Raw genomic sequence first — 17,258 nt, 5'->3', positions numbered from 1 at the left:
CCTTATTCAGCATGTACAAGCCTTTGAAGTATTTGAGGATGATTTAGTTTGTGATGCTATTTATGTACCTGATGATGTCGATTGATTATTGACCACGCCAAAGCAGCTCGCCACTTTTATTTAATTGATAACCCGATAGTAAATTTGAAAGTTGTGCAGTTTGTGGCTGGTTTAGTAATCCCAGCAAGGCTTGTAGCTGTCGTCTAAAAAAGATGCTCTGTGACATAACAAAATCAAATGATTCAGTGAGCTTGGGGATAAAGTGTAAACCACTTTCTGCTGCTACAGCCTGACAGCCAAAACCGATATCGGCATTCTCTCGAGCAATATATCCCGCTAATTCACGTTCAGATTGCGCGGTGGCGGTATATAACAAGGTCTCGACATTCACATTTTGCTGCGTTAACCAATGCTCCAAATGACGTTGACTACCAGCACCTTTTTGACGAGAAACCCATCTAAGTGGCTGCTCAGGCACGGCAATATTGCTGTCAAAAAGTGATGCCATTTCTTTACGAACCATCAAACCTTGATGTCTTTCATAACCACTGACGAGTATCCATTGCTGATGATTTGGGTAACTTTTTAATAGTTTGAATAAACTGTCTCGGTTTCCCTGTTGGCTTTCCCAATGAATACTGCACACATCGGCATATCCGCGAGAAAGTAACTCTAAACCTGATTTAGAACCTGTGGAGCTGTAACTGATGATTTCTTGGTGGTCGCCCTCAGACATTAACTGCGCAACTAACATCGACAGTAGAGGATCATCACTACCAGTGATATGCATTCTATCTGACAGCATACCGCTATGGCATGAGTCCATTAACCATCTATCGATTAATACTTTAGGAAATAACCACTTACCGGTGACTTTTGTCGCTGGTAAAATACGATGATTTGCCATCGAGTAAACTTTTTTCTCGTTTAAATCCAAATATTCAGCAACTTGCTTAGTGCTCATATAAATGATGTTGGAATCAATCGGCATAATATTCCTAGGAAGTTAGGCATGGGGTCGACATAAGTTAGTGTAATTATTGCCGTTTAACTTGCAAATGAACTTATCAGCAAAAGTTAATATTTGTGGGCAATGTTGGATTTTTGCTACTTGTATTTAGCCTATGCTTTGAGATGATACTTGCATAAACTTTTTTTGATAATAGATCTCATTTAATGACTTATGCTTATGGTACCAGCTAATGAATAAGGCAAACTTAACTGACCATAGCTTTGGTGCTAATGTTTCAGATGTGATAAGTGCAAAGTTAGATGCAGCAGTCTTAGTGATAGAGCCGGATTTAAGTGTATGGCAAAAAATGGCCCCCACCTTGTCTCAGTATTTTGGCTTAGTTCAACATGCTAGAACGGTAGAATTAGCGGTAGTCTGTTATAGACGATTTAATTTTCATTTAACTATTATTGATATTAAGCAAGTTGACACATTTGCCAAAGTGTTAGCAAGTAGACATCAACCACCATATGTTGCTTATTCAAGCGAACCAGATTTTATAGAACCAGAGTTTTTAGAACCAAAGTCTATAGAATCAAAGTCTATAGAACCAGCTCCTATCGAACTAGAGCCTATCTATCCCCAAAACTTCATGGTGTTAAGCCGTACATTTGAAGCAGAGAACTTGCTGGCCATGATGCAGGTTGGTGCAAGAGATTGGATTAATAAACCGGTTCAGACGTCGCAACTTGAGCGTGTGTTATCACGTTGGGCGCTTACTCAGCCTAATACCATATCAAATTCAGATTGTTTTACCTCGAAACAAACTAGCGCAAGTCTGCCTAATGTTGAACTGTCTTTATGCATCGGTGACAGCAAAGCGGCGCAAGATTTGAAGGCAAACTTGTACCATGCAAGCTTAAGTCGCAGTCATTTATTGATTGAAGGTCAATCAGGTACAGGTAAAAAATTGGCTGTTAGGCAGCTACTGTTATTATCTCAAACCCCAAGCAGGCGAGTGAATATAGATTGTCGAGGTGAGTTACTACATAAGTTAAATAATGAACTTATCTGCGACAATAATGAGATTACTTTCATTGTACTGGGCCATTTAGACGAGATTTCAATTGAAGGTCAAATTGCCTTGATGCAATGGTTAGACACGATACCGCTGAATCAATCCAAAGTAAGATTGGTGAGTTTAAGCTGTACTTCCTTGCTAAAGCGCGTTCAAAATGGTGCCTTTTCATCAGAGTTGTATTTTAAACTTGCAGGGTTAACCATAGAAATCCCATTACTACACCAGCGTAGTGAAGATATTGTCCTATTGGTCAAGTTATTTGCCAATCAATTGATGACTAATCGTGAAAACTGTCGAGTAGATTTACTCAATCGTTATCAAAGCTGGCGAGTGACAGATTTCCAAAGCCTGACGGAATATGGCTGGCCGGGAAACATTCAACAACTTAAGAATGCGGTAGAACAATGCTTATTGATGGATTTATTACCCAATGAATATTTTAAGCAAAGCGCCCAAACGGATTGTCAGCAAACAGAAGCTAAAGCCAGTGATGGACCGAATAATGCGAATCAACACTTTTTCCCTATTGAATGGGACGTTAAGCAAATAGAAAAAGCCCATATATTACGTGTTATGAAACTTTACCAGGGTAATAGACAACTTGCGGCAAAACATTTAAACATATCTCGTAAAACCATTGATAGAAAGATAACGGAATGGACTGATGAAGTGATGCATTAGTTTGGGTTACATTATCTTTATTTAAGCATTTGTTATTTTTTGAACATGATTAAAGGACATTTTGTCCTTTTTTTGTTTTTTAATTTCCATTTTATTAGCTTTTGTCGTGTCTGTAGTAGTTTTAATGCCTCTTTGTTGAGCTTTATCTGAGTGGACGTAACAATGTTCGCAATCAAATGAGATTGCACAATTAGGACGTTGTTACACAATGAATATGATCAAGTCTGCGCATAAACCACTGCACTTTTCGATACTTTCCCTAGCTGTTTTAGCGAGCTTTACCCTTCATGCTGAAAGCTTTGAAAGAGATCCTTTATTAAAAATCCAAGAAGTGATTGTTGTGAAGGGAGAAGGACCAACAGCTGCTGAAGCATCTATGACTCACTGGAATATTTCCCGAGAAGAGATTGAAGCATCTGGTGTGCAAAGTCTTGATTTGCTGTTAGCTAATGTACCCGGAATATACGTACGAGTGGGCGGTCAAGGCACCCCGAGAGTAGATATTCGTGGATTTAAAGCGCGTCATGTTATTTATCTTATCAACGGAGTTCCTGCAAATGATGCTGAAGATGGTCAGTTTGATCCCAGTGTCATTCCTGCCTCACAAATAGAGTCTGTTGAAGTTTCAGTCGGCCCTTCATCAGTCTTGTATGGTCCTGGTGGCGCAGGAGGTGTGATCAACATTATCACCAGACAAGGTGATAGTGCGCCGAGTGTGTCAGGCAATATTGAGTTTGCTGAAAATGACACCTTTAATGGCAACATCAATTTAGCGGGCAGCGGCGAAAAGTGGCAAGGATTTATGAGTTACAACCGTCAGCAAACAGATGGTTTCCCTGTGTCATCAGATTTAGAAGACACAGATGAACAATCTGGTGATACTCGCTTAAATTCAGATAAAACCTTGGATAATTTCTATGCCCAAGGCAGCTACTTTGTCTCTGACGATACTATGTTAACCGCTAATCTAAACTATAAATCTGGAAGCTGGGGCAAACCGAGTGTCGATGGCTCTGGCACGAATAAATCAAAATATGAACGTGTTGATGACTTTGAAAGCACCATCATGCAGTTAGGTTTCGCCCATAAATTTTCGGATACTTTAGCGTTACGTGGCTACGGCTACCACAATGAGAGTCAGGTCTTTGAAACCGCATATACCAGCAGTGATTACAGCGATATTTCTTCAACTCAAGACGGCATATCCACAGTTCAAGGTGGTAATTTACAACTGATTGCCGATTTTGACTCTGCGGGTTTATTAACAGGCTCAATTATCAGTGAAAAACAAAGCTGGGAGTCGGTAAACTTTGAAGCTGAAAGCGACACTAATACAGCATCTAGTGGTTCTGGTTCTGGTTCTGGTTCTGGTTCAGGCTCTGGTTCTGGCTCGGGAGGTGGCTCTGGTGGCGGTTCAGGTTCTGGCTCAAGTGATGACTTTAATAAAGATGGCTGGCTGAATACTTTAGCTGTTGAGTATCAATATCAACATAATGATCACTATGGTGTGACTATTGGTGGTGCTGCTCATAGTCAGGAACGTGACGAAGGTGACGACACCAACTACTCCGCCCAAATCTCTAGTTATTGGCGAGTAGCAGAAGATAGCAAATTACACGCAGGTATTGCCCGTAAAGTACGTTTCGCTTCATTGAGAAACCTCTATTCTCAATCATCTGGTAATAGCGACCTTGAACCAGAAGAATCAGCCCATTTTGAATTAGGTCTAAATCAAGGTTTTGCCTATAACACCAGTATGGATATCACCGGTTACTATACTGACGCTGAGAATTACATTGCTAAAGATACAGATGGCGTTTATCAAAACATCAGTAACTACGCTTTTAAAGGGGTGGATTTTTCAGTTAAAAATGAATACTTCGATGATCTAGATCTAACGGTCTCTTATAGCTACTTAGACTCAGAAGATTCAGATAATGATGTCATGAGCGAATTAGAATACCGCCCAAAACATCAGTTTAGATTTCAGGGCGCATACCAATTTGATTTTGGTCTAAATGTAAATTTGAATGTTGAGTATATTGCAGATCAAATTTACTACACCAGTGAAAAGGTCGCTGATGAAACCATGTCCGTACGAAATGAAGTTGATAACTACACGTTAGTTGATATCAATATTGTGCAACCGTTGATGGTAGATAATTTAGAAGCGTATATCCGTGCGACAAACTTACTCGATGTGAACTACTACCAAAGTGAAGCCTTGCCTCAAGCAGGAAGACAGATCTTTGTTGGTATTAACTGGCAGCTGTAGCTCATGTCGCTATTGGCATTGCATGGGGTGAGTTATCGACACCACTCATCCTCAATTGACTTGTTTAACCAGCTAGACCTTACGGTCGCTGCTGGTGAGTGCCACTGTATTTTGGGCGTCACCGGAGCGGGTAAGTCGACCTTGTTACAGTTAATAGCAATGCCAAATGATGTCGACTTTGACGGTCAAATCATCCATCACCCAAACCTTCGTTTAGGTTTGGTGATGCAAGATCCCAACATTCAGCTTATTCGTGAATCTATTGGCGCTGAAGTAGCTTTTGGATTAGAAAACTTAGCATATTCAGTCAATGAGATGTTTAGCTTAGTGGAACATGCATTAGCCATTGTTGGGCTTGGTTTACCATTAGATACCTTAGTTAGCCATCTGTCCTTAGGACAAAAGTATCGCTTGATGTTGGCTGCGCAATTGGTACTTAATCCTAATTTACTCTTGCTCGATGAACCTTGGGCACAACTAGATAACTCTGGGGTTAGCGAGTTGAACCTGGTGCTTCAGCGTTTAGTCGATTCAGGAGTGAGTGTGATCATGACAGAACATCATGCTGACGCTTTTGCTGAAGTCATTCAGACTTATTGGCTATTAGCACAAGGTCAATTAACTCTCGTCGAAGCTAATTCAATTAATGCGGTAAGCGCATCTTCAATTCTCAAGGGCCAATGTTGTGAATCTAACTTAGATTTTTCAGTTCCAAATACTAACTCCGCTGCAAATACTCAGTCTTTAATTACTGATGAAGTATGTGCAACCGAAAACAGGTTAAGTATTTTCCCCTTAAAAGTTCAGTTTGAAAACCAAACGCCAGTGGTAGAGATTAGAAAAACCTTGCATCTAAATGCAGGAGATATAGTTGGTCTGTTTGGTGAAAACGGAAGCGGTAAGTCGAGCCTGCTTAATCAGATTGCTGGCATTGATGACAGCAATCAAGCGGATATTTTGCTCTTTGGTAAGCCTGCTAAATTTGGCCGTTTTAATAAAGACTTGGGCTTACTGATGCAGCGGCCATCAAGGCAGTTGTTTGAGGTAACGGTTCGACAAGAGTTAGAGTTCAGCTTAAAACGTTTTCACCTTCCGCTATCGAGAGTGAATGAAATACTAGAACAATTAGAAATAAGCCATTTAGCGACTCAGTCTCCGCACAAACTTTCTTATGGCCAGCAACATTTAGTGGCGTTGGCTTCAGTGCTGTGTGTAAAGCCCAAAGTATTGCTACTCGATGATCCATTTGCAGGGCTAGATGAACAATATTTTACCAATATCATTAGCATGTTAACGGCTTTTTCTAGGCACGGTGGCACAATCATAATTACCAGCCATCGACCGATTTTAGAGGCGCAATTGACTCAATATTGGCAAATCGAGAACGGTCAATTAACAACAAAGGCACTGTTATGAGTAAACGGGTTTGCCTTAAAAGCGACGATTCTGATGTCAACAACCTTGATATCACAATGAACAAGAATTTAGGTAAAAAATCGAGTAATACACTAAGTAATGTATCAACTAATACATCACCTAATGCATCAAGCTACAAGGCTAGATTAACCGAGTCTAAAAGAAAACGTTGGCTTTGTGGCGTTGCGATTATTTTCAGTATTGTTTTGTCCAGTAGCGCTTTTTTAGTCACCACAGAGCAGCTGGGTTATTTGGCTGTGATTAATTTGGGCTTAATGATACATGCTTGGATTTGTAAAGCGCGATTAAAGCCCCTTGTTAAATTATTTGCTATTCAATCTGTCATCACGGTCAGTTTGTATGCTTTGTTTTATGGCAGCGAAAGAGTACTTGAAGCCTTAATTGTGGTGCTAAGGATTATCCTTGTCATGCTACCAAGCTGGTGGCTTACGAGTACACAAACAGCGCACCATATGAGTCAAGTTTTGTGCTTATTCCTGCCCAGTAAGTGGGCATTTGTTATCACGACATCGATTAAATTATTACCGTTTATCACACAAGAAGTGAGAGATATTTATCATATTCAGTGCTTACGCGGCGCTCGAATCATGCCTAAAGAGTTAATCAACCCTATTAATTGGATTGAGCTAGTTCGCTGCGTGTTATTTCCTTTACTCATTCAACTGCTGAGCTTGTCAAAACATATCGCTAAATCAGCACAACAAAGACATTTTGATAAGCACATTAAACACACACATTGGCCATTAAGTTAATTACTACCACTCAAGAGGATTAATCAATGAAGCAAGGCTTCACGTTACACAATGCATTATTCATAGGCTTTTGCGCCACATTATTGGTGGCCATAAAAAGTATGATGCGAATGAAGCTGGGGTTAACCGGTCATTCAATGTTCTTAATCAGCTTGTTTTATCTCGTTTGCTATGGTGCGACAAATAAAGTCGGCAGCATGACCTTATGCGGCTTACTTACAGGGATGTTGGCGATGATTTTGGGTGTAGGAAAAGGTGGGCCTTTTATATTACTCAAGTTTGCATTGCCAGCATTAGCAATGGATTTAGCTTTAATCTTTATGGCCAATATGTTCACTTTGCGCTGGCGATGTATTTTACTTGCCATTATCGGCAGCATTGCATGGGCGAGCAAATCTTGGATTCAAAATTTACTGGTTGGAATGGATCCGCAAGTGGCATTTATTCAATTTGGGTTAAGTAGTGTTAAAGGCGGTGTATTTGCAATAGCAGGTGCTTTGCTGGTGCCGGTTATTATTAATCGCCTAGATGCCCATGATTTATTAACAACGAATAAGGCGGCGCACAAATGATCAAGTCTTGGTTAATTTGTATTGATGATACCGATGATATTGGTACTAAAGGCACAGGTGAAATTGCTGAAGAAATAATGGATTTACTGAACTCAAAGGCCTTAGGTGATCATGTTGAAGGTAAAGTGAGGTTAACTTCATCATCAGCATGGGTGACTCGTCATCAGTTGTTTGTGCATCCAGATATTCCTTATACATCTCATAATAGTGCGATGTGTTTTGAAATCTTATCTTCGCTAACACTGGCAGAAATAAAAGATATTTGTGTTATTCATTTAAAAGCTGAAAGTGCATTAGCTGCCGATCCCGGGTTGGCTATTATAGAAAAAAGCTTATTAACTACGAGTGCAATTCAACGCTTGATGGCCTTTGGCTTTGAAACAAAGAGGCAAGTAAAAACTAAATCTGATGCTTATGAATTAGCGGCTAATCTAGGGATCGATTTATCGGAGCACGGAGGAACAGGTCAAGGCGTTATCGGTGCTATTGCAGGTATTGGTCTACGTTTATCTGGTCGAGATGGCCGGGTAAAAGGCCAACTTGATGTGGGGTTAACAAATTCCACCAAAGAGCTAATGTTATCAGTACATCAAATCAAAAAACTCACAGGGTTAGATGCGGTCATTGAACTTAATGGCTTTTTGTTAAACGATGAAGAATCAGTATTGGTGAGCGGAAAAATTAAAGCTGTGCTGCAAAATAACCAGTTTGCACTGCTTGTGTATCAGCACCGAGATGAATTGACAGGCGAGCCGAGTTGGCGCAATGCATTAAAACAGCAATTGAAAAACTATTAACAGTGAGAATGTCATGTCAGAAAAATTGGAAGGCTTTTCGGATAAAGAAAACTGGTTTTATCAACAGCAGGGAAAATGGCTATTTCGATTTACCAACGAAGATAACCATCACGCTCAACAAGCCGCAAAGTACTGCGATCAATTCATGGAAGATGATGAAGATGAGATGATTGATGATGAGCTAATAAGTTGCTTCAATTGTATGAAACGTCGCTGGCTAATAGAAGGGTTCGAGTGCAGAGGCTTAGCAAAAAAGGAGAATGTATAAGCGAGCTATAAAGCCTGGTTTTTAATCATAGATACTTAAAAGTTTGTATCTAAAAATTGCATTTAAGATTGAATATAAAATGAGTATCTGGAAATTGAGTCTCAAACTCAAACTCAAACCCATACTCAAACAATAAATCAGCGAAATTCGAATAACTCGCTGATTATTTCACTGACTGACCACTGACTGACTAAGTCGTAGGCCAACGCTTAGATTAACGCTTAGATTAACGCTTAGATTAACGCTTAGATTAACGCTTAGGTTAACACTTAGATTAACGAATGCTTTTCTTAATTTAGCTCAAAATGAGTGAGAGTGACATGGGTTACTCCCACTTATTCATCGCTGAAAGAGACATCATGATGAGCGAGTTATTACGTTCATTTGAAATTTTCCAACTCACAGTTGTGATGACTTAACACACTCCTTTCCCATCTTTAACTATGATAACCCTAATACTAGCATCCATTTCCGTACCTTACTTTACAGTGAGCTCAGGCTATAAACCTGTTTAGCCAGGGCATCTGATTCATCCAGTAGTTGGCTGTTTACCTTCTTTTTATCACTTTTCTAATTCGACCTTGGTCTAAACCGAGCCAAGTCATTACATTTGTAAATTATTGGTTAAGTTGGTGTAAGTTATTGAATATATTGCACTATGTTGGGTTTTGTTTTAAGTGGTATTTGCCGCTATAGACTAAGGTCGTGATTGTCGTCACATTTTGAGTTGCTAGATTAACTATCGACTTTAAAAATAATTAGCACAGGGGAGTCACAATGGCTTTTGAAAATGAAGACAAGGCAAATGGATATTGGAGCGAAAATTTACGACTAGTTTTAAAACTACTCGCAATTTGGGCGTTTGTATCTTTTGGGTGCGGCATTTTATTAGTGGACGTACTAAACGAAATTACCTTTATGGGGTTTAAATTAGGATTTTGGTTTGCACAACAAGGTGCCATGTACGTGTTTGTTGCACTAATTTTTGTGTATGTAGCGAAAGCGAATGCTTTAGATAAAAAATATAACGTACACGAAGACTAAGGAATAAATCATGGATGTTCAAACGTTAACTTATCTCATTGTTGGGGTCACATTTGCCCTATATATCGGTATTGCCATTTGGTCTCGTGCTGGTTCAACTAAAGAATTCTATGTTGCTGGTGGTGGGGTTCCACCAGTAATGAATGGTATGGCAACGGCAGCCGATTGGATGTCAGCGGCATCATTTATCTCGCTTGCAGGTATTGTGTCTTTTACAGGTTATGACGGCTCAGTTTATTTAATGGGTTGGACGGGGGGTTATGTTCTGCTAGCGCTATGTATGGCTCCTTATCTTCGTAAGTTTGGTAAGTTTACTGTGCCAGACTTTATCGGTGACCGTTACTACTCACAAGCTGCACGTACAGTTGCTGTCATTTGTGCCATCTTTATCTGTTTTACTTATATTGCTGGTCAAATGCGTGGCGTAGGTGTGGTGTTCTCCCGCTTCTTAGAGGTAGATGTAGAAACCGGCGTATACATAGGTATGGCTGTGGTGTTCTTCTATGCGGTACTAGGCGGCATGAAAGGAATTACCTACACGCAGGTTGCTCAATATTGTGTGCTGATTTTCGCCTTCATGGTGCCAGCAATTTTCATCTCAGTGATGATGACAGGTCATATTTTACCTCAAATCGGCTTTGGTGCTGAAATGGTGGATGCCGCAGGTAATGGCACGGGGGTGTACTTACTTGATAAGCTCGACGGATTGTCGGCAGAGCTTGGATTTGCCCAGTATACCGAAGGCTCAAAGAGCATGATTGATGTGTTCTTTATCACGGGTGCATTAATGTTTGGTACGGCTGGTTTACCTCACGTTATTGTTCGCTTCTTTACTGTACCTCGTGTGAAAGATGCACGTGTATCAGCGGGTTGGGCATTAGTCTTTATTGCTATTATGTATACTACTGTTCCTGCTCTAGCGGCATTCTCTCGTGTAAATATGATTGAAACCATTAATGGACCAGACTCTACAGGTGTATCTTATGAGGCTGCGCCTGAGTGGATTAAGAACTGGGAAAAAACAGGTTTAATTACTTGGGATGATAAAAACGGTGACGGTAACATCTATTACACCAATGGTGATGCCAATGAAATGAAGATTGACCGCGATATCATGGTACTCGCGACGCCTGAGATTGCCTCTTTACCAGCATGGGTTATTGCACTGGTTGCAGCGGGTGGTTTAGCGGCAGCACTTTCAACTTCAGCAGGTTTGTTATTGGTTATTTCAACTTCAGTCTCACATGATTTATTGAAGAAGAATTTAATGCCAGACATTTCTGATAAAGAAGAGCTCAAATACGCCCGAATTGCTGCAGGTTTAGGTGTTGTAATGGCGGGTTACTTTGGGATTAATCCTCCAGGATTTGTGGCTGCGGTAGTGGCGATTGCATTCGGTCTTGCTGCATCATCACTGTTCCCTGCGATTATCATGGGTATCTTCTCTAAAACAGTGAATAAAGAAGGCGCGATTGCCGGTATGCTATCAGGTCTATTTTGTACCGCTGCTTATATCATCTACTTCAAGTTTGTTAATCCAAGTGCCAACATCAGTGATAACTGGTTCTTAGGTATTTCACCTGAAGGCTTTGGTCTGGTTGGTATGTTCATTAACTTTGGTGTTGCATTTGCTGTAACTAAAGTGACTAAGAAAATACCTGATGATGTGGTGGCAATGGTTGAATCTATTCGTTTCCCTAAAGGATCAGGTGAAGCACAAGATCATTAATCATGATGCATGAGTTGATAATACTCATTCATTAAAAAGAGCGCCTCGGCGCTCTTTTTGTTTTTGAAAACTTGATGATTATTCATAACATCGCACTCGTTATCTCTAACCTTATCACTAACCTTAAGTCGAATAGTGCTCAATTAAACAATTCCGTATAGTTCAATATAACAAGGTCTATCAACACCCTGACAAATTGAGTTTTCTGATGAGGCTAATATGAAAGATGATAGCGAGCTTCAACCCATACAACAGTTTATTTCCGCATTAGTGCCATTTGATTCACTCTCCGATTCAAGTTTAGTCAGGTGTTGCCAGCAATTAACCATCGGCTATTACAGTAAAACGAGCAAAGTCGTACCTTTAGATGAAAGTCACCCGCAATTATACATCGTCAGAAGTGGTGCGTTTGAAGTCAGAGATGAGCAGGGGGAATTGCTTGATAGGTTAGGCGAAGGTGATTACTTTGGTTTTCCATCATTGTTGTCAGGTGAAAAAGTCAGTAATCAGGTGCAAATCCTAGAAGATAGTCTTGTTTATCACCTTGATCCAGACACATTCAATTATTTAAGAAATGAAAGCAGAGTCTTCGATCGGTTTTTTAATCGTGCATTTGCAAAAAGAATGCGTCACCAAGCGAGGTTTAAAGCCAAAGACTTAACCACCACCAATCGGGTTAATAGTCTGATGTCAGTTGATCCCTTAACGATTGATTGCCATGCCAGTGTATGTGATGCGGCTAAAAAAATGCGTCTGGCAAGAGTGTCATCAGTACTAGTGATAGATAATCATAAATTAATTGGCATTTTAACTGATAGAGATTTACGTAACCGTGTATTAGCTGAAGGTTTCGATGGCAGTTTAGCAGTGCATCAAGCAATGACAACTAATCCTAAAAGGCTATCGGCAAACGCATTAGTGTTTGAAGCGATGCTTTTAATGAGTGAGCATGGAATACACCATTTACCTATCATGGCTGAAACCCCCATTGATGATAACACTGAAGCGCCTGCAGTTGGGATGCTGACCAGTACCGATATTCTGCGTGGTCAAAGCTCGCAACCTTTATTGCTCATTGGGGAAATTGAAAGACAGCAAGATATTGATAGTTTGATTAATGTCAGTAAACAAATCCCAGTATTACTGCAAAACCTGATCAGTGCCGATGCAAGGGCTGAAGAAGTTGGCCGTGTATTAACGTCGGTAACGGATGCGTTAACTCGACGTTTGATCATTCTAAACCAGCAAATACTAGGTGCAGCGCCAATGGCTTTTTGTTGGTTAGCTTTTGGTTCTCAAGGTAGACAAGATCAAGCTGCATGTAGCGACCAAGATAATGGTTTACTGCTTGCTCATGAACCCGATGAACATGCTAAAGGTTATTTCAATGCTTTATCCCATGCTGTGTGTGAAGGTCTTGATAAGTGTGGCTATATTTATTGTCCAGGCGATATTATGGCGCAAAACCCGAAATGGCGATTATCACTTGATAAATGGCAGCGTCATTTCGAAAGTTGGTTAAATGCACCTGAGCCTAAGGCATTGATGCATGCAAGTATCTTTTTTGATATGCGCGCGGTGTATGGCCCTCAAAACTTATTCGAGCAATTGCAAAACCATGTGCTTGAGCGCACTAAAGATAATGACATTTTCCTTGCTGGAATGGCGGGTAACTCTTTGGTTGAATCGCCGCCATTAGGCTTCTTTAGAAAATTCGTACTTGAGCGTGATGGTAGTGAAGTAAAAGGGATGGACTTAAAGCATAAAGGCGTAGCGTTAATTAATGATATTGCTCGCGTGTATGCATTAAGTGCTGGGATAACAGAAGTGAATACCCCAAAGCGTATTCGGGCTTTGATGGACGCGAATATTATTAATCGTAAAGATGCGTTAAACCTTGCAGATGCGCATGAATTTATTGCACATATGCGCCTTGCTAATCAGGGCGAACAATATACTAGTCAGCAAGATGTGACGAATTACTTAAAGCCTCAACAGATGTCTTCGCTTATACGGCACCAACTACGGGATGCCTTTAAAGTGGTTCATGACGCGCAATCTGGTTTGCGAATGAAATTTATGCGGAGCTATTAATCTGTGAACGAATTATGGCTAAAAGCGCGATTGTATTATGAAATGTTTGGCCAAAGTGATCTTTTATCTGAATACCAACAGGCTTACTTGAGTGTGATTAATAAGCCAATAACATCAGCACCATTAATGGCTATCGATCTTGAAATGACAGGACTCGATCCTCAACAAGACCAAATCATCAGTATTGGTATCGTTCCTATTGAGCCAAGCTCAATGCCATTATCGATTCCATTAGCCAAAGCGCAGCAGATCATGATTAATATTGACGGCAGTGTCGGTCAAAGTGCTGCGGTACACGGTATTGTTGATCATCATTTATCTAGCGCGTTAACATTAACCCAAGCCATGGAATGGTTTGTTGAGAAAACCAAAGGACATTTACTCGTGGCACACCATGCGCCCATGGATATTGGTTTTTTACAATCCCATTTATATAAAACCAACGGTAGAGCTATAAAGCTTCCTTTTATCGATACGCTGGCACTAGAGAAACAGCGATTACTGCGTCAACATGATGTATTGAAAGAGGGGAGTTTGCGTTTAGATGCCTGTAGGCAGCGCTATGGTTTACCGACATATTCAGGACATGATGCACTGACTGATGCATTGGCTTGTGCTGAATTGTTTGTTGCACAAGTTAATTCCATTGGCGACATTAATACGTTGTCTGCAGCAGAATTTATATCAATATGAGTGAATTTTCTAATGCGAAGTTGAAGGTTTTTGGGTATAAAAAAACCAGCATTAAGCTGGTTTCTTATTATTGAAAACCGCTGTAGCGACTACTTACGATTAGTAAAGAAATCCACAGCAGGTTTAATCAACTCTAATGCCGACACTTCACATGGTGGAAGCTCAGCAGTTGGCGCATTGATTGGGGTTGTGCGATCGCCCCATTTTAGCAGTAACGCAGCTGATGTAAGTCCAGCGCCAAATGCACAAGATAAAATTGTTTGACCAGAGGTCATTCGACCTTGTTCTAATGCATCACAAATCGCGATTGGAATAGTCGCTGCAGATGTGTTGCCATAATTAGCGATGTTAACAAAAGCTTTTTCTTTTGGAATTTTCATGCGGCTAATTAAGGTATCAATAATACGTTCGTTAGCTTGATGTGGAATCACAAGGTCAACATCTTCTTTGCTCATGTTGCAGTTTTCCAGGACCTTAGTACTGAGTCCGCCCATGCCGTGAATAGCACGCTTAAAGACTTCTTGACCATTTAAGTTGATAAAGAAATCTAAAGAAGATGAGTCAAATCGATCCATCCGAGTACCAAAACCCGAAGATAAAATGTCACGTGCAGCTGGGTCATTATTCAGCTCATAGCCTAATACGCCACCAGGTTCATTACTTGCTTCAATCACAACTGCGCCTGCGCCGTCACCAAATAAGACTGCAGTTTCACGTCGAGACCAATCTAAATAAAAAGATAAGCGTTCAGCACCTATCACCAAAATTTTCTTGTTTTGGCCGCTTTTTATCATAGAGCTACCCATACCAAGGGCATATAAGAAACCACTACATGCAGCATTGATATCAAATGCGCCACAGGTTGCGCCAACATTAGCTTGGACAGTAGAAGCAATATTTGGAATAAGCGTATCAGGACTTGCAGTAGCAAGAATGATTAAATCTAATTCACTACCTTCAATGCCTGCAGCTAATAATGCATTTTGCGCAGCAACAGTGGCAAGTTCAGATGTGTTCACATGACTGATATGTCTTTCACTGATGCCAGTACGAGTTTTAATCCACTCATCTGACGTTTCCATAAAGGTGGCTAAGTCGTCATTGGTCAACTTTGCTGGTGGGACACATTTTCCCCACCCGGTAATATGAGCATACTGCATGTGTTTATCTCTCAAATAAAAATTAAATTGTTTCTAAAACGACACTAAAATAGTGTTATTCATCGATTTGTTGAATAACTAATTTTTTTATCGCTTTTGCGGCATGTAAAATATGCTCTCGCAAAAGCTGGGTCGCTTTATCGATATCTTTGTTTTTGCATAACTCGAATAATTCGCGGTGTTGTTTTTCCGCAGTTGGGATCCCACCGGTTAATAATAGCTGCAAACGAATATAACGATCGCAATTAGTGTTCAATCCATGGACGACTTCGAGTGTATGTGGTTTGTTCGCGGCTTCGTATAAACAGGTATGAAACTGAGTATTGAGTTCGCTCCATGTTGCCACGGAGTCTTGTAACTTTAATGCCGACTCTAATTGAGCTAGTACTTTGTTAGCTTTATCGAAGTCTTCTTCTTGCAAGTTAGGAATAGCCTTTGCAAGTAAGTCTGTTTCAATCATAACCCTTAATTCAAATAATTCTGTGACTTGCTCTACAGAAAGTTCAGTCGCAGTTGCACCTTTATGCGCTTCAAATTTAACTAAGCCCTCGGCTTCTAGTTGAACTAATGCTTCACGTACCGGAATACGGCTTACATTGAGCTGCTCAGCAATAGCTGATTGTCTTAGAGGTTCGCCTGCTTTTATATAACCAGACAAAATGCGTTCTCTAAGTACTTCAACAACCGCCTGAGTGCGTGTTTTATGAATTATTGGTTTTATTTGACTCATTACTTCTTATATAAGTGTCACAAAATATCTACGGAAGGGTAACCTTTACTGCACGCATTATAAAGTACAACAGTAAAAAATGTTCCTTTTATAATACAAGTGCATAATTTTCTCAGTAATGGGATAATCGCAATAATAAAGAATTTTGGAGTGGTATCGTGGATAAAGCCGTTTTTTTAGATCGTGACGGAGTCATTAATGTTGATAAGGGATATGTTCACCTTGTCGATGACTTTGAGTATATAGAGGGCGTTTTCGAAGCTTGTTTAGCATTTAAAGAAATGGGCTATAAGATAGTTGTTGTCACTAATCAGTCAGGTATTGCGCGTGGAATGTATTCAGAAGATGATTTTCACCATTTAACAGAATGGATGGATTGGAACTTTGCAGATAAAGGTGTCGATTTAGATGGTATCTACTATTGTCCACATCATCCAGTTAAAGGCATAGGGGATTACAAACAAGATTGTGATTGTCGTAAACCTAAACCTGGCATGTTATTAGATGCAGCAAAGTTTTTAAAAATTGATATGGCTAACTCTATTATGGTTGGTGATAAAGCTGACGATATTCGCGCAGCAAAAGCTGCTGGTATTAATACCGCTATATTGGTACGAAGCGGCAAAGTTGTCGATGAAGCAGGAATTGAGCTTGCGACAGTAGTTGTAGATAGCATTGCGGATGTACCTAATTACCTAACTGAGCTAACCAAGTAGTAAAAGTTTGCTCTTAAAACTGTCATAAAAATGCAAAATGAACGTTTAATGATGATTTTTAACTCGAAACGTTCAAAAAGTACGCTTTTGATCGGTTTTTTTTAAATTATTTAATAAAAGCACTTGCGGGAAAAAATGTTTTCCCTATAATGCGCAACCACTGACACGGAACAAGGCGTTTAACGCTAGTTACCGAGTCCGCTCTTTAACAATTTATCAAGTAATCTGTGTGGACACTCACAGGTGTTGAGTTAATCGAAATTGTCACTTAGGTGGC

General features: G+C 40.1%; 15 protein-coding genes. 12 read left to right on the top strand and 3 right to left on the bottom strand.

Annotation, left to right across the window (positions count from 1 at the left end):
• Positions 1–85: 85 nt before the first annotated feature.
• Entirely contained in the window at positions 86–991 is a 906-nt protein-coding gene (locus LMH66_RS05225) for a helix-turn-helix transcriptional regulator (protein ID WP_229368811.1), read from the bottom strand.
• Between the two features lie 211 nt (positions 992–1,202).
• Here LMH66_RS05225 and LMH66_RS05220 point away from each other — a divergent pair, with 211 nt between their 5' ends.
• The 11 genes from LMH66_RS05220 to LMH66_RS05170 all read left to right on the top strand — a co-directional run bounded on the left by LMH66_RS05220 (position 1,203) and on the right by LMH66_RS05170 (position 14,375).
• Positions 1,203–2,714: a helix-turn-helix domain-containing protein gene (locus LMH66_RS05220; RefSeq protein WP_229368810.1), complete on the top strand. Its 1,512-nt coding sequence runs from the start codon at positions 1,203–1,205 to the stop codon at positions 2,712–2,714.
• A gap of 208 nt (positions 2,715–2,922) precedes the next feature.
• Positions 2,923–4,989, top strand: a complete 2,067-nt coding sequence (locus LMH66_RS05215) for a TonB-dependent receptor plug domain-containing protein (protein WP_229368809.1) — start codon at positions 2,923–2,925, stop codon at positions 4,987–4,989.
• 3 nt (positions 4,990–4,992) lie between these two features.
• Complete coding sequence (locus LMH66_RS05210; RefSeq protein WP_229368808.1) at positions 4,993–6,405, top strand: ATP-binding cassette domain-containing protein; 1,413 nt, start codon at positions 4,993–4,995, stop codon at positions 6,403–6,405.
• Positions 6,402–7,178, top strand: coding sequence for an energy-coupling factor transporter transmembrane component T (locus LMH66_RS05205; protein WP_229368807.1), 777 nt, complete (start codon positions 6,402–6,404; stop codon positions 7,176–7,178). The genes LMH66_RS05210 and LMH66_RS05205 overlap by 4 nt, the downstream gene beginning before the upstream one ends.
• A 26-nt stretch (positions 7,179–7,204) precedes the next feature.
• Entirely contained in the window at positions 7,205–7,750 is a 546-nt protein-coding gene (locus LMH66_RS05200; protein WP_229368806.1) for a core component of ECF transporter, read from the top strand.
• Positions 7,750–8,547, top strand: a complete 798-nt coding sequence (locus LMH66_RS05195) for a DNA-binding protein (RefSeq protein ID WP_229368907.1) — start codon at positions 7,750–7,752, stop codon at positions 8,545–8,547. Before LMH66_RS05200 ends, LMH66_RS05195 begins: the two co-directional genes overlap by 1 nt.
• A gap of 13 nt (positions 8,548–8,560) precedes the next feature.
• A complete protein-coding gene (locus tag LMH66_RS05190; protein ID WP_229368805.1) occupies positions 8,561–8,815 on the top strand; it encodes a hypothetical protein in 255 nt (84 codons plus the stop codon).
• Between the two features lie 777 nt (positions 8,816–9,592).
• Positions 9,593–9,859 (top strand): DUF4212 domain-containing protein, encoded by a 267-nt coding sequence (locus LMH66_RS05185; protein ID WP_102528398.1) that lies wholly within the window; start codon positions 9,593–9,595, stop codon positions 9,857–9,859.
• A gap of 10 nt (positions 9,860–9,869) precedes the next feature.
• Complete coding sequence (locus LMH66_RS05180; protein ID WP_229368804.1) at positions 9,870–11,588, top strand: sodium:solute symporter family protein; 1,719 nt, start codon at positions 9,870–9,872, stop codon at positions 11,586–11,588.
• Positions 11,589–11,807: 219 nt separating this feature from the next.
• A complete protein-coding gene (locus LMH66_RS05175; RefSeq protein ID WP_229368803.1) occupies positions 11,808–13,682 on the top strand; it encodes a DUF294 nucleotidyltransferase-like domain-containing protein in 1,875 nt (624 codons plus the stop codon).
• A gap of 3 nt (positions 13,683–13,685) precedes the next feature.
• Entirely contained in the window at positions 13,686–14,375 is a 690-nt protein-coding gene (locus LMH66_RS05170) for a 3'-5' exonuclease (protein WP_420709402.1), read from the top strand.
• A gap of 89 nt (positions 14,376–14,464) precedes the next feature.
• Here the strand turns inward: LMH66_RS05170 and LMH66_RS05165 are convergent, their stop codons facing one another.
• On the bottom strand, positions 14,465–15,535 hold the full coding sequence (locus LMH66_RS05165; RefSeq protein WP_229368802.1) for a ketoacyl-ACP synthase III: 1,071 nt from the start codon (positions 15,533–15,535) through the stop codon (positions 14,465–14,467).
• A 55-nt stretch (positions 15,536–15,590) separates the two neighbouring features.
• On the bottom strand, positions 15,591–16,265 hold the full coding sequence (locus LMH66_RS05160) for a GntR family transcriptional regulator (protein WP_102528394.1): 675 nt from the start codon (positions 16,263–16,265) through the stop codon (positions 15,591–15,593).
• 158 nt (positions 16,266–16,423) lie between these two features.
• On the opposite strand from LMH66_RS05160, the gene gmhB reads away from it, so the two are divergent.
• The gene (gene gmhB / locus LMH66_RS05155; protein WP_229368801.1) at positions 16,424–16,981 is read left to right on the top strand and encodes a D-glycero-beta-D-manno-heptose 1,7-bisphosphate 7-phosphatase; all 558 of its coding nucleotides are present in this window, start codon (positions 16,424–16,426) and stop codon (positions 16,979–16,981) included.
• Positions 16,982–17,258 lie beyond the last annotated feature (277 nt).

It is taken from the genome of Shewanella sp. 10N.7 (assembly GCF_020806285.1).
GTDB classification, from domain to species: domain Bacteria; phylum Pseudomonadota; class Gammaproteobacteria; order Enterobacterales; family Shewanellaceae; genus Shewanella; species Shewanella electrodiphila.
Note: the sequence above shows the minus strand (reverse complement) of the source record. Positions and strands in the feature narration are given on the sequence as shown.

Bases quoted from the DNA above. Each gene is read 5' to 3' on its own strand.
- LMH66_RS05225 (WP_229368811.1), bottom strand. From the start codon at position 991: ATGCCGATTGATTCCAACATCATTTATATGAGCACTAAGCAAGTTGCT.
- LMH66_RS05220 (WP_229368810.1), top strand. From the start codon at position 1,203: ATGAATAAGGCAAACTTAACTGACCATAGCTTTGGTGCTAATGTTTCA.
- LMH66_RS05215 (WP_229368809.1), top strand. From the start codon at position 2,923: ATGAATATGATCAAGTCTGCGCATAAACCACTGCACTTTTCGATACTT.
- LMH66_RS05210 (WP_229368808.1), top strand. From the start codon at position 4,993: ATGTCGCTATTGGCATTGCATGGGGTGAGTTATCGACACCACTCATCC.
- LMH66_RS05205 (WP_229368807.1), top strand. From the start codon at position 6,402: ATGAGTAAACGGGTTTGCCTTAAAAGCGACGATTCTGATGTCAACAAC.
- LMH66_RS05200 (WP_229368806.1), top strand. From the start codon at position 7,205: ATGAAGCAAGGCTTCACGTTACACAATGCATTATTCATAGGCTTTTGC.
- LMH66_RS05190 (WP_229368805.1), top strand. From the start codon at position 8,561: ATGTCAGAAAAATTGGAAGGCTTTTCGGATAAAGAAAACTGGTTTTAT.
- LMH66_RS05185 (WP_102528398.1), top strand. From the start codon at position 9,593: ATGGCTTTTGAAAATGAAGACAAGGCAAATGGATATTGGAGCGAAAAT.
- LMH66_RS05180 (WP_229368804.1), top strand. From the start codon at position 9,870: ATGGATGTTCAAACGTTAACTTATCTCATTGTTGGGGTCACATTTGCC.
- LMH66_RS05175 (WP_229368803.1), top strand. From the start codon at position 11,808: ATGAAAGATGATAGCGAGCTTCAACCCATACAACAGTTTATTTCCGCA.
- LMH66_RS05165 (WP_229368802.1), bottom strand. From the start codon at position 15,535: ATGCAGTATGCTCATATTACCGGGTGGGGAAAATGTGTCCCACCAGCA.
- LMH66_RS05160 (WP_102528394.1), bottom strand. From the start codon at position 16,265: ATGAGTCAAATAAAACCAATAATTCATAAAACACGCACTCAGGCGGTT.